This window comes from Streptomyces sp. NPDC045431 (assembly GCF_040646655.1).
Taxonomy (GTDB): Bacteria; Actinomycetota; Actinomycetes; order Streptomycetales; family Streptomycetaceae; genus Streptomyces.
This window is the reverse complement of sequence record NZ_JBEZAQ010000026.1, coordinates 56345-69010: the sequence shown is the minus strand read 5'-3', so window position 1 is coordinate 69010 and position 12666 is coordinate 56345. Positions and strand designations below refer to the sequence as shown.

Here is a 12666-nt window from a genome sequence, read left to right as displayed (position 1 = left end):
GCTCCGGCTCCACCACCCTCGCCTTCCGCGCCGAGGTCCTCGACACCAAGGACTTCGGCGGCGTCCCGCAGGAGGTCGTCACCGCCCAGTGGGAGAAGTTCCAGGCGGCCACGGGCGGCGGCGCGTAGGGGCGCGGTCCTGGCACCCGCCCGTTGCGGCAAGAATGGGGGCATGAGCGACAGCCCATCTCCCCTCGCAGACCCGCACATCGCCTTCGATCCGGCCGAAGGCCGCCGGGACATCGTCGTCCTCGGCTCCACCGGGTCCATCGGTACGCAGGCCATCGACCTGGTCCTGCGCAACCCCGACCGGTTCCGTGTCACGGCCCTGTCCGCCGCGGGCGGCCGGGCCGGGCTCCTCGCCGAGCAGGCGCACCGGCTGCGGGTCCGCACGGTGGCCGTGGCGCGTGAGGACGCGGTCCCGGCGCTGCGGGAGGCGCTCACCGAGCTGTACGGTTCCGGCCCCGGCTCGGAGCCGCTGCCGGAGATCCTCGCCGGTCCGGACGCCGCCGCCCAGGTCGCGGCCTCCCCCTGCCACACGGTGCTCAACGGCATCACCGGCTCCATCGGCCTCGCGCCCACGCTCGCCGCCCTCGAAGCGGGCCGCACCCTCGCCCTCGCCAACAAGGAGTCGCTCATCGTCGGCGGGCCGCTGGTCAAGGCGCTCGCCAAGCCGGGCCAGATCATCCCGGTCGACTCGGAGCACGCCGCGCTCTTCCAGGCGCTCGCCGCCGGCACCCGCGCCGACGTCCGCAAGCTCGTCGTCACCGCCTCGGGCGGCCCCTTCCGCGGCCGTACGAAGGCGGAGCTGGCCCACGTGACCCGCGAGGACGCCCTCGCGCACCCCACCTGGGCCATGGGGCCGGTCATCACGGTCAACAGCGCCACCCTGGTCAACAAGGGCCTGGAGGTCATCGAGGCGCATCTGCTCTACGACATCCCCTTCGACCGCATCGAGGTCGTCGTGCACCCGCAGTCGTACGTTCACTCGATGGTGGAGTTCACGGACGGCTCGACCCTCGCCCAGGCGACCCCGCCGGACATGCGGGGGCCCATCGCCATCGGGCTCGGCTGGCCCGAGCGCGTCCCGGACGCGGCCCCCGCCTTCGACTGGTCCACGGCCTCCACCTGGGAGTTCTTCCCGCTGGACACCGAGGCGTTCCCCGCCGTCGGCCTCGCCCGGCACGTCGGCGAGCTCGGCGGCACGGCCCCGGCGGTCTTCAACGCCGCGAACGAGGAGTGCGTCGCGGCGTTCCTCGACGGCCGGCTGCCCTTCACGGGGATCATGGACACGGTCACCGCGGTCGTCGCGGAACACGGCACACCCGGCTCGGGAACCTCACTGACGGTGCCGGACGTCCTGGAGGCGGAGACCTGGGCCCGCGCCCGGGCCCGTGAACTGGCGGAGAAAACCATGGCGGAGGCTCGCGCATGACGATCCTGTTGACGTTCCTCGGCATCGCGGTCTTCGCCGTCGGCCTGCTCGTCTCCATCGCCTGGCACGAGCTCGGCCACCTCACCACGGCCAAGATGTTCGGCATCCGCGTCCCGCAGTACATGGTCGGCTTCGGCCCCACTCTCTGGTCGCGGCAGAAGGGCGAGACCGAGTACGGCATCAAGGCCATCCCCGCTGGCGGCTACATCCGCATGATCGGCATGTTCCCGCCCGGCGACGACGGCCGGATCGAGGCGCGCTCCACCTCGCCCTTCCGGGGCATGATCGAGGACGCCCGCTCGGCGGCGTACGAGGAGCTCCGGCCGGGCGACGAGACGCGGCTGTTCTACACGCGCGCGCCGTGGAAGCGCGTCATCGTGATGTTCGCGGGCCCCTTCATGAACCTGGTGCTCGCCGTCGCGATCTTCGTGGGCGTCTGCATGACCTTCGGCATGCAGAAGCAGACCACCGAGGTCGCCGGGGTCCAGAAGTGCGTCATCCAGCAGAGCGAGGACCGGCAGAAGTGCGCCGCGGGCGACCCGGTCTCGCCCGGCCAGGCGGCCGGACTCAAGGTGGGCGACCGGATCGTCGCCTTCAACGGTGACCCCGTCCACGACTGGCCCACGCTCTCCGAGCGCATCCGCTCCACCATCGGCCCGGCCACCGTCACCGTCGTGCGCGACGGCCAGGAGGTGGTCCTGCACCCCAAGCTCATCGAGAACACGGTGATGGCCAAGGACGCCGACGGCGAGGTGATCGCCGAGAAGTACGTCCGGGCCGGCTACCTCGGCTTCGAGGCGCGGACCGTGATCGAGCCGCTCACCTTCGGCGAGTCCGTGTCCCGCATGGGCGACATGATCGAGGACGGTGTGGACTCCGTCATCGCCCTGCCGTCGAAGATCCCCGACCTGTGGGACGCGGCCTTCGGCGACGGCGAGCGCAAGGCCGACTCCCCGGTGGGCGTGGTCGGCGCCGCCCGGATCAGCGGCGAGGTCATGAACCTCGACATCCCGGCGCCGAACATCGTGGCGACGCTCCTGCTGACCCTGGCGATGTTCAACCTCTCGCTGTTCCTCTTCAACATGCTGCCGCTGCTGCCGCTGGACGGCGGGCACATCGCCGGCGCCCTGTGGGAGTCCCTGCGCCGCACCGTGGCCAAGGTCTTCCGGCGCCCCGACCCGGGGCCGTTCGACGTGGCGAAGCTGATGCCGGTGGCGTACGTCGTGGCGGGCATCTTCATCTGCTTCACGCTGCTCGTGCTGGTCGCGGACATCGTGAACCCGGTGAAGATCTCCTAGCCGTCGGCCGCGGGCGGGCGTCCCCCTCCGAGTGGGTACAGCCGTGCGAGTGGGACGGGTGGCCGGACACCCCGTGGTGTCCGGCCCCTTCACCCCGGGGCTGTAACCTCAAACCTGGAGCCCGCCGATCTCGGGACCTCGATCCACACCTTGGGGTTGCACACCAGATGACCGCGATTTCTCTCGGTATCCCGTCCGTTCCCACCAAGCTCGCCGACCGGCGCACGTCGCGGCAGATCATGGTGGGCAGCGTCCCGGTCGGCGGCGACGCCCCGGTCTCGGTGCAGTCGATGACGACCACCCGGACGTCCGACATCGGCGCCACGCTGCAGCAGATCGCCGAGCTGACGGCCTCGGGCTGCCAGATCGTCCGCGTGGCCTGCCCGACGCAGGACGACGCGGACGCGCTGCCGGTGATCGCGAAGAAGTCGCAGATCCCGGTCATCGCGGACATCCACTTCCAGCCCAAGTACGTCTTCGCGGCGATCGACGCGGGCTGCGCGGCGGTCCGCGTGAACCCCGGCAACATCAAGCAGTTCGACGACAAGGTCAAGGAGATCGCGAAGGCCGCCGGCGACGCCGGTGTGCCCATCCGGATCGGCGTGAACGCGGGCTCGCTGGACCGGCGCCTGCTCCAGAAGTACGGCAAGGCCACCCCCGAGGCGCTGGTCGAGTCGGCGCTGTGGGAGGCCTCCCTCTTCGAGGAGCACGGCTTCCGGGACATCAAGATCTCCGTCAAGCACAACGACCCGGTCGTGATGATCGCCGCCTACCGCCAGCTGGCCGCGGCCTGTGACTACCCGCTGCACCTGGGCGTGACCGAGGCGGGCCCGGCGTTCCAGGGCACGATCAAGTCGGCCGTCGCCTTCGGCGCGCTGCTGAGCGAGGGCATCGGCGACACCATCCGCGTCTCGCTGTCCGCGCCGCCGGCCGAGGAGGTCAAGGTCGGCATCCAGATCCTGGAGTCGCTGAACCTCCGCCAGCGCCGCCTGGAGATCGTCTCCTGCCCGTCCTGCGGCCGCGCCCAGGTGGACGTCTACAAGCTGGCGGACGAGGTCACGGCGGGCCTGGAGGGCATGGAGGTCCCGCTGCGCGTCGCGGTCATGGGCTGCGTCGTCAACGGCCCCGGCGAGGCGCGCGAGGCGGACCTCGGCGTCGCCTCCGGCAACGGCAAGGGCCAGATCTTCGTCAAGGGCGAGGTCATCAAGACCGTGCCGGAGTCGAAGATCGTCGAGACCCTCATCGAAGAGGCCATGAAGATCGCCGAGCAGATGGAGAAGGACGGCATCGCCTCCGGCGAGCCCACCGTCTCGGTCGCCGGCTGACCCCACCGTACGTACGCCGACAAGCACACCGACGCGTACGCCGACAAGCACACCGACGAGCCCCGCCGCACCCCCGGCGGGGCTCGTCGCCGTCCCGGCCGTCCTGCCACTCCTCTCGCGCCGCCAGGTACAGTGCCAGGACCCTGTCGGAACACGGTGAGGCCCCCTCGTGCTGACGCAGACCACCACCCGGGTCCTCGAACCCGGCGACCTCGGCGCCGCGCTCGCCATCCTCGAAAGCGACCCCGTCCAGAACGCGTTCGTCACCGCACGCGTGCGGGCGGCCGGGCTCGACCCGTGGCGCCTCGGCGGCGAGATGTGGGGCTGGTACGCCGACGGGCGGCTCACCTCGCTGTGCTACTCCGGCGCCAACCTCGTCCCCATCTGCGCCGGCCCCGAGGCCGTCCGCGCCTTCGCCGACCGCGCCCGCCGCGCCGGGCGGCGCTGCTCCTCCATCGTCGGCCCCGCCGAACCGACCGCTCAGCTGTGGCGGCTGCTCGAACCGAGCTGGGGCCCGGCCCGCGACGTCCGCCCCCACCAGCCGCTCATGGTCACCGAGCGGCCCTCGCCGGACATCGACCCCGACCCGCTCGTCCGCCGCGTCCGCAAGGACGAGATGGACGTGATCATGCCGGCGTGCGTGGCGATGTTCACCGAGGAGGTCGGCATCTCGCCGATCGCCGGCGACGGCGGACTCCTCTACCAGGCGCGCGTCGCCGAGCTCGTCGGCGCGGGCCGCGCCTTCGCCCGCGTCGAGGACGGCAAGGTCGTCTTCAAGGCCGAGATCGGCGCCGCCACCCCGCAGGCCTGCCAGATCCAGGGCGTCTGGGTCGCCCCCGAACACCGCGGCCGCGGCCTGTCCGAGACCGGCATGGCGGCCGTCCTGCGCTACGCCCTCGCCGACGTCGCCCCGGTCGTCTCCCTGTACGTCAACGACTACAACACCCCCGCCCGGGCCGCCTACCGCCGCGTCGGCTTCCGCGAGGTCGGGGCCTTCATGAGCGTCCTGTTCTGAGGCTAGGGTTCGCCCATGGAAGACGTGGATGACGTGCGGGACGCGGACGACGTCGACGGCGTCGCGGTCGGGCCGGTCGACCTCGCCGCGCGCGTGGACGCGGCCCTCGCCGTGCAGGCCCTCGCCTTCGGACTGAGCGAGGACGAGATCGGCGTACGCCGCCACATCGTGCTGCGCCACCTGCTCTGCCCCGGCGCCACCTCCTACGGCGCGACCACGCCCGACGGGCGGCTCGTCGGCTTCGTGTACGGGATGCCCAACGACCGCGCCCACTGGTGGTCGACGGTCGTCCAGCCCTACCTCGTCCGCGAGGGCAACGAGGGCTGGCTCGACGACGCCTTCGTCATCACCGAGCTCCACGTCCACCCCGCGTACCAGGGCCGGGGCATCGGCCGCGAGCTGATCACCACCATCACGGACGCCGCCGCGCAGCCGCGCTCGATCCTCTCCGCCATCGACACGGAGAGCCCGGCGCGCATGCTCTACCGCTCCCTCGGCTACCACGACCTCGCGCGCAGGGTCCACTTCCCCAGTGCGGCGCGGCCGTACGCGGTGATGGGTGCGCCGCTCCCGCTGCGGCGGCGCGGCGACGCCCCGCGCGGGAACTGATTTCCGCCGGGCGGTGACCCAGGGCTAACCTCCTAGGCATCACACTTTTCACCGCAGGAGAGTTCCCCATGGCCCAGGTCCAGCGCATGTCCCGGTTGATGGTCAAGACACTGCGCGACGACCCGGCGGACGCCGAGACGCTCAGCCACAAACTGCTCGTCCGCGCCGGTTACGTACGCCGCAACGCCGCGGGCATCTGGTCGTGGCTGCCGCTCGGCATGAAGGTCCTGGAGAACGTCGCCCGCGTCGTCCGCGAGGAGATGGACGCGATCGGCGGCCAGGAGGTGCTCCTGCCGGCCCTGCTGCCCAAGGAGCCCTACGAGGCGACGGGCCGCTGGAACGAGTACGGCGCCGAGCTGTTCCGTCTCAAGGACCGCAAGGGCGGCGACTACCTGCTCGGCCCGACGCACGAGGAGATCTTCACGCTCCTCGTCAAGGACCAGTGCACGTCCTACAAGGACCTGCCGGTGATCCTGTACCAGATCCAGACGAAGTACCGCGACGAGGCGCGTCCGCGCTCCGGCATCCTGCGCGGCCGCGAGTTCCAGATGAAGGACTCGTACTCCTTCGACACCACCGACGAGGGCCTGGCCGAGTCGTACCGCCTGCACCGCGAGGCGTACATCAAGATCTTCACGCGCCTCGGCCTGGAGCACAAGATCGTCTCGGCGGTCTCGGGTGCCATGGGCGGCTCCGCCTCCGAGGAGTTCCTGGCCCCGGCCGCCGCCGGTGAGGACACCTTCGTCTACTGCCCCTCCTGCGACTACGCCGCCAACACCGAGGCCGTCACGCACCCGCTGACGCCCGTCGACGGCTCGGCGCACGGCCCGCTGGAGGAGATGGACACCCCCGACACCCCGACCATCGAGACGCTCGCCGCGCACCTGGACGTCCCGGCCGCCGCGACGCTGAAGAACCTGCTGGTCAAGGTCGACGGCGAGATCGTCGCCGTGGGCGTCCCCGGCAACCGCGACGTCGACCTCGGCAAGCTGGAGGACCACCTCGCCCCGGCCACCGTCGAGCTCGTCACCGCCGAGGACTTCACCGGCCGCCCCGAGCTCGTCCGCGGCTACATCGGCCCGCAGGGCCTCGACAAGGTCCGCTACATCGCCGACCCGCGCGTGGCCCCCGGCACCGCCTGGATCACCGGCGCCAACAAGCCCGGCAAGCACGCGCGGAACGTCGTCGTGGGCCGCGACTTCGAGGTCGACCAGTACCTGGACGTCGTCGAGGTCGAGGACGGCGACCCGTGCCCCAACTGCGGCACCGGCCTGAAGATGGACCGCGCCATCGAGATCGGCCACATCTTCCAGCTCGGCCGCAAGTACGCCGACGCCCTCCAGCTGGACGTCCTCGGCCAGAACGGCAAGCCCGTCCGCGTCACGATGGGCTCGTACGGCATCGGCGTCTCCCGCGCCGTCGCCGCCCTCGCCGAGCAGCACGCCGACGAGCAGGGCCTGTGCTGGCCCCGCGAGATCGCCCCGGCCGACGTCCACGTCGTCGCGGCGGGCAAGGCCCTCCAGACGGAGCTCGCACTCGACGTCGCCGGGAAGCTCGGCGAGGCGGGCCTGCGGGTCCTGGTCGACGACCGGGCCGGCGTCTCGCCGGGCGTGAAGTTCACGGACGCCGAGCTCATCGGCGTACCGAAGATCCTCGTGGCGGGACGCCGCTCCGGCGAGGGCGTCCTGGAGCTGAAGGACCGCCGCACGGGCGAGCGCGAGGAGCTCACGGTCGACGAGGCGATCGCCCGCCTCTCCGCGTAAGCAGGGCTCGCCGGCGTCACATACAGCCCGCGGTACCGGTGTCGTCCTCCCGCACGTCGTGTACGTGCGGCGGGGCCGGCGCCGGTTCGCGTTTCCGCTCGTGGTCGTACGCCTCGGGCGGCAGCGGCTCGTGCGCGTGCGGGTCGTGGACGTGGAGGCCCTGCGGGTGCGCGGGCGCCTCGGGCGGGTGCTGCGCGGCCCGCTCCAGGAAGCGCAGCAACTCGACCGGGAAGGGCAGCACCAGCGTCGAGTTCTTCTCGGCGGCCACCGCCACGATCGTCTGCAGCAGCCGCAGCTGGAGCGCGGAGGGCGTCTGGGACATCACCCCCGCCGCCTCCGCGAGCTTCTTCGACGCCTGGAGCTCGGCGTCCGCGTTGATGACGCGGGCGCGCCGCTCGCGGTCGGCCTCGGCCTGGCGGGCCATCGAACGCTTCATCGTCTCCGGCAGCGAGACGTCCTTGATCTCGACGCGGTCGATGGTGACGCCCCACTCCACGGCCGGGTTGTCGATCATGAGTTCGAGCCCTTGGTTGAGCTTCTCGCGGTTCGACAGCAGGTCGTCGAGGTCGCTCTTGCCGATGATCGACCGCAGCGAGGTCTGCGCGATCTGCGAGACCGCGAAGCGGTAGTCCTCGACGCGGATGATCGCGGCGGCCGGGTCCACCACCTTGAAGTACACGACCGCGTCCACCCGGACCGTGACGTTGTCCCGGGTGATGCCCTCCTGGGCGGGCACCGGCAGGGTCACGATCTGCATGTTCACCTTGTTCAGCCGGTCGACGAACGGCACGATCATGGTGAACCCGGGCGGCCGGACTCCGCTGCGCAGCCGGCCGAACCGCAGCACGACCCCTCTCTCGTACTGCTTGACCACCCTCGCCGCGGCCGCCAGGTACACCGCTCCCGCGGACCCCGCCGCCGCGGCCACCGTCAGCAGTTCCTCGACCATGACAACAACCCCCTTACGGGTGCGTTAAGCCCAATATCGCACCAAAGGGGGCGCCGGGGGAGCCCGGAAGGGTGTCATAGCCAGCCGGCGAACTCCATCAGCAGCTCCCCGTCCTGCCGCCGCCCCGCCGCCAGCGCCCGCGTGCCCGACTCCACGGCCCGGAAGAGCGTCCAGCCACGCAGCCGCTCGCGGTCCACGTCCAGCGAGTCGGCCAGCCTGCTCACCCGGCGGCGCGCCGCCGAGGCACCCGAGGCCGTCGCCACGAGGTCCTCCACCCGGTCCCGCACCAGCCGCGCCAGGTCGTACGCCCGCTCGCCCACCACGGGATCCGGCCCCACCGCCAGCCACGGCGCCCGCTCCCCGCCCAGCACCTTGCCCTGCCGGTACGCCCCGTGCAGCAGCAGCTCCTCGGGCGGGGCCGCCACCAGCTCCTCGCGGGCGTCGAGCGCGGCCGCCACCAGCCCGGCGGACTCCGCGTCCTCGCCCGCCCGCATGGCCTCCGCCTGCCGCGCCGTCCGCTCGGCCACCGACTCGAAACCGTGCCCGGCGGGCGGCTCTACCCACAGCCGCCGGACCGTGCCCGCGGCCTCCAGCAGCGCCTTGGCCTCCGGCAGCGAACGCAGCGAGACCTCCGTGTGCAGCCGCTCCAGCAGCAGCCCGGGCCCCTCGGCGTCCAGGAGCCGGACCGCACCGAAGCCGTTCCAGTGCGCGAGCGCGGCCCGCTCCAGCTCCGGCGCGGCGAACGGCGGCGCGACCTTGAGCGCGGCCGGCTCCCCGGACCGCTGCCGTACGAGGACGACGACGCCGCTGCGCCCGCCCGGGACGACGACCCGCTCGGCCGCCAGCTCCCGCCGGGCCAGCGCGTCCGCCACGATCCCCGGGACCCGGTCCAGCCAGTCCCGCGCGGCCGCGTCCCCGTACACCTCGCCGAGCGCCCGCACCAGTCGCTGCGGCGGTTCGAAAGCCATGCGTGCGTTGTTCCCCTTCACCCAACCCCGACTCACTGTCTCTTTGGTCGCGTTCCGCTTCGCTACCGCTGCGGGCAGGTGCCGCCCTCGTACCTCGGGCGACCCCTACCCTCCGCTACAGCTCAGCTCAGCTGCTCGCTCGCGCGCTCGGCGAGACCGGGAAAGGCTACGCCGCTCCCTCGCCACCGCACCGCCCGCACCGCCGCCTCCCGCAGCGCGCCCGCCGCCTCGCGCCGCAGCGGGCCCTCGGAGGCCCGCACCAGGTCCGCGTAGACGCCCGCCACCCGGTCCTCCAGCTCGGCGGCGAGCCGTACGGCCGCGGCCGCGTCCGGCACCGGGAACGGCAGGGCGTACCCCGCGGCTGCGGCGGCGGGCCTCCCGCCCAGGTCGCGTACGGTACGCGCCAGCGCGTCGCGGCGGGCGCGGTGCGCGGCGTACGCGGCGGTCGCCTCGGCCCGGCGCTCCTCGCCGACCCGGGCGCCGACGACCCCGTACCCGTACACCGCCGCGTGCTCGGCGGCGAGTGCCGCCTGGACGGCGTCCAGGGCGCTCATGATCGGCTCCTCTCGTGGCCCGCTGTGCTACGCGCGGGCGGTCAGCAGGTACGCGTGCGCGGCGGCCGCCGCGGCGACGGACGCGAGCAGCCGCGCGTACTCCGGCGGGGCGTCCGGCAACGCGGCGGTGTGCGCGTCCGCGGCGCGGCGGGCGGCCGCGGCCAGCTCCGCCAGCGCGGCGCCGGGGTCCTCCGGCACCGGCGTCCGCGAGGGGCCCGGCGCGGCGGCGGTGGAGGCCGCGGGCGGGGCCGCGGCCTCGGTGCCCGGCGTCGGGGACGCGGCCCGGCGCGTGCCGTCCTCCGCGAGCGCGGCCGTGTGCGCGGCGACCGCCGCCCGCAGCGGGAACAGCCGGGGGCCCAGCGAGGGGTGCGCGGCGAGGACCGCGTCGTACCGCCCGAGCAGCGCGGCGCTCACCGCGGAGGAGCGGGCGCGCAGCCGTGCCTCCTCGCGCGCCGCGCGGTCGGCCGCCGACGCCGAACGGCCGGAGCCGCCGTCGTCGGACGAGCAACCGGCCGTCCACAGGCCCGCCGTGACCGCCGCGCCCGCCGCGATGAGCGCACGCCTGCGTGTCGTACCCCTGCGCCCCACGCGTCTCTCCCATCGGCCGCCGGCGAAGATCATCGCAGGCGAGCGTACCCGCGGGTCCCGCGAGGTGGACGGCAACACCCCCCGCGACCGGATACCCTTTGCTCTGACACGCGACGATCCCACAACAGCACACGCGGCCGAGGAGTCACCCGGATGAGCACCACCCAGAGCGAAAGGCTGCGCGGGCTGCTGGAACCGCTCGTCAGCGCCCAGGGTCTGGATCTGGAAGAGATCGAGGTGTCCCGGGCCGGCCGCCGCCGGATGCTCCGGATCGTCGTGGACTCGGACGAGGGCGTGGAGCTCGACGCCTGCGCCGAACTGAGCCGCTCCATCTCGGACAAGCTCGACGAGACGGACGCGATGGGCGACGAGGAGTACGTCCTCGAAGTGAGCTCGCCGGGCGCCGACCGCCCGCTGACCGAGCACCGCCACTACGTACGCGCCACCGGCCGCCTGGCCAGAATCCAGCTGCAGGAGGGTGGCGACCTGGTGGCCCGCATCCTCTCCGTGGACGACGAGGGCCTCGATCTCGAGGTGCCGGGTGTGAAGGGGCGCAAGCCCACCGCCCGCCGCGTGGAGTTCCCGGACATCGCGAAGGCGCGTGTGGAGATCGAGTTCAACCGCAAGGACAAGAAGGAAGAGGAGGCGTAGCCGTGGACATCGACGTGAAGCTCCTGAGGGGCTTGGCACAGGAGAAGGAGATTCCCTTCGACCTGCTGGTCGAGGCGATCGAGTCGGCCCTCCTCATCGCCTACCACCGCACCGAGGGAGCCCGCCGCCACGCCCGTGCCGTGCTCGACCGGCAGACCGGTCACGTGACGGTGTGGGCGAAGGAGGACCCGGCCGACCTGGAGGAGGGGCAGGAGCCCAAGGAGTTCGACGACACGCCGTCGGACTTCGGCCGGATCGCCGCGAGCACCGCCCGCCAGGTCATCCAGCAGCGCCTGCGCGACGCCGAGAACGATGTGACGTTCGGCGAGTACGCCCGCCGCGAGGGCGACATCGTCGCCGGCATGGTGCAGCAGGGCAAGGACCCGAAGAACGTCCTGGTCAAGCTGGACGACAAGCTGGAAGCCATCCTTCCGGTGCAGGAGCAGGTGCCGGGCGAGGAGTACACGCACGGCCTGCGGCTGCGCACGTACGTCGTCCGCGTCGCCAAGGGCGTGCGCGGCCCGTCCGTCACCCTTTCGCGGACGCACCCCAATCTGGTGAAGAAGCTTTTCGCGCTGGAGGTCCCGGAGATCGCCGACGGTTCCGTCGAGATCGCCGCGATCGCCCGTGAGGCCGGTCACCGTACGAAGATCGCCGTGCGGTCCACCCGTTCGGGTCTCAACGCCAAGGGCGCCTGCATCGGCCCGATGGGCAGCCGGGTGCGCAACGTCATGGCCGAGCTGCTCGGCGAGAAGATCGACATCGTCGACTGGTCGGACGACCCGGCCGAGATGGTGGCGAACGCACTCTCGCCGGCGCGCGTCTCCAAGGTGGAGGTCGTGGACATGGCCGCCCGCTCCGCGCGGGTGACCGTGCCCGACTACCAGCTGTCCCTGGCGATCGGCAAGGAGGGGCAGAACGCCCGCCTCGCCGCCCGCCTCACCGGCTGGCGCATCGACATCCGCCCCGACACGGAGCAGACCCCCGAGCAGGACTGAGCAGGGCTGAGCCCCGGCTCGGGCTCCCAGGGAATAGATCGCGCCGTGGTCACGTTGTGCCACAGCGAGATCACGACAACAACCGTTCGATTTTTGCCCCAAAGGGGTGAGGTCGGTGCGGGGAGGTAGACTTAAGCGTGTCTGGCCGGACGCATGCCCGCGCATGCCCTGAGCGAACCTGCGTGGGATGCCGGGAGCGGGCGGCCAAGCGTGAACTGCTGCGCATCGTGGTGATCGAGGGCGCCTGCGCCCCCGATCCACGCGGTACGCTGCCCGGCCGGGGTGCATACGTGCATCCCGCCTCGGTCTGTCTCGACCTGGCGGTCCGCCGAAGGGCGTTCCCCAGGGCCTTCAAGGTCCAGGGACCGCTCGAAACGGACGACGTCCGCCAGTACGTCGAGCAGTCGGCACCGTAAGAAAGAAGTACGGCACGGAACCCCGTGCGGTCAGGTACCTCGCGAGTCTGGAAGTAGGTCGAGATTGCGATGAGCACTCGATGAGTACGCGATGAGTA

At 72.3% G+C, this 12666-nt stretch carries 13 protein-coding genes; 9 read left to right on the top strand and 4 right to left on the bottom strand.

Features of this window, described 5'->3' with window-relative positions; all coding sequences use genetic code 11:
- The first annotated feature begins 171 nt into the window (after nucleotides 1-171).
- The 6 genes from dxr to AB0A69_RS31615 all read left to right on the top strand — a co-directional run bounded on the left by dxr (nucleotide 172) and on the right by AB0A69_RS31615 (nucleotide 7444).
- Nucleotides 172-1434: a 1-deoxy-D-xylulose-5-phosphate reductoisomerase gene (gene dxr, locus AB0A69_RS31640; RefSeq protein WP_361429159.1), complete on the top strand. Its 1263-nt coding sequence runs from the start codon at nucleotides 172-174 to the stop codon at nucleotides 1432-1434.
- Nucleotides 1431-2732 (top strand): site-2 protease family protein, encoded by a 1302-nt coding sequence (locus AB0A69_RS31635; protein ID WP_361429157.1) that lies wholly within the window; start codon nucleotides 1431-1433, stop codon nucleotides 2730-2732. Before dxr ends, AB0A69_RS31635 begins: the two co-directional genes overlap by 4 nt.
- Nucleotides 2733-2899: 167 nt before the next feature.
- On the top strand, nucleotides 2900-4057 hold the full coding sequence (gene ispG / locus AB0A69_RS31630; protein WP_361429155.1) for a flavodoxin-dependent (E)-4-hydroxy-3-methylbut-2-enyl-diphosphate synthase: 1158 nt from the start codon (nucleotides 2900-2902) through the stop codon (nucleotides 4055-4057).
- 169 nt (nucleotides 4058-4226) lie between these two features.
- Entirely contained in the window at nucleotides 4227-5072 is an 846-nt protein-coding gene (locus AB0A69_RS31625) for a GNAT family N-acetyltransferase (RefSeq protein WP_361429153.1), read from the top strand.
- A 15-nt stretch (nucleotides 5073-5087) separates the two neighbouring features.
- Nucleotides 5088-5681, top strand: a complete 594-nt coding sequence (locus AB0A69_RS31620; RefSeq protein WP_361429151.1) for a GNAT family N-acetyltransferase — start codon at nucleotides 5088-5090, stop codon at nucleotides 5679-5681.
- Nucleotides 5682-5749: 68 nt separating this feature from the next.
- Nucleotides 5750-7444, top strand: a complete 1695-nt coding sequence (locus tag AB0A69_RS31615; RefSeq protein WP_361429149.1) for a proline--tRNA ligase — start codon at nucleotides 5750-5752, stop codon at nucleotides 7442-7444.
- A 16-nt stretch (nucleotides 7445-7460) separates the two neighbouring features.
- Here AB0A69_RS31615 and AB0A69_RS31610 read toward each other — a convergent pair whose 3' ends face one another.
- The 4 genes from AB0A69_RS31610 to AB0A69_RS31595 form a co-directional block, all read right to left on the bottom strand.
- Nucleotides 7461-8393, bottom strand: a complete 933-nt coding sequence (locus AB0A69_RS31610) for a slipin family protein (RefSeq protein WP_361429147.1) — start codon at nucleotides 8391-8393, stop codon at nucleotides 7461-7463.
- Nucleotides 8394-8467: 74 nt separating this feature from the next.
- A complete protein-coding gene (locus AB0A69_RS31605) occupies nucleotides 8468-9361 on the bottom strand; it encodes an aminoglycoside phosphotransferase family protein (protein ID WP_361429145.1) in 894 nt (297 codons plus the stop codon).
- 122 nt (nucleotides 9362-9483) lie between these two features.
- The gene (locus tag AB0A69_RS31600) at nucleotides 9484-9915 is read right to left on the bottom strand and encodes a ferritin-like domain-containing protein (protein WP_361429143.1); all 432 of its coding nucleotides are present in this window, start codon (nucleotides 9913-9915) and stop codon (nucleotides 9484-9486) included.
- 27 nt (nucleotides 9916-9942) lie between these two features.
- Nucleotides 9943-10503, bottom strand: a complete 561-nt coding sequence (locus AB0A69_RS31595) for a hypothetical protein (RefSeq protein WP_361429141.1) — start codon at nucleotides 10501-10503, stop codon at nucleotides 9943-9945.
- Between the two features lie 153 nt (nucleotides 10504-10656).
- Between AB0A69_RS31595 and rimP the strand changes: the two genes are divergently transcribed.
- The 3 genes from rimP (at nucleotide 10657) to AB0A69_RS31580 (ending at nucleotide 12568) form a co-directional block, all read left to right on the top strand.
- Nucleotides 10657-11154 carry a ribosome maturation factor RimP gene (rimP, locus tag AB0A69_RS31590; RefSeq protein ID WP_361429139.1) on the top strand — a complete coding sequence of 166 codons (498 nt, stop codon included), beginning with the start codon at nucleotides 10657-10659 and terminating at the stop codon, nucleotides 11152-11154.
- A 2-nt stretch (nucleotides 11155-11156) separates the two neighbouring features.
- Entirely contained in the window at nucleotides 11157-12152 is a 996-nt protein-coding gene (gene nusA / locus AB0A69_RS31585) for a transcription termination factor NusA (protein WP_361429137.1), read from the top strand.
- Nucleotides 12153-12289: 137 nt separating this feature from the next.
- Nucleotides 12290-12568: a YlxR family protein gene (locus AB0A69_RS31580; RefSeq protein ID WP_361429135.1), complete on the top strand. Its 279-nt coding sequence runs from the start codon at nucleotides 12290-12292 to the stop codon at nucleotides 12566-12568.
- Nucleotides 12569-12666 lie beyond the last annotated feature (98 nt).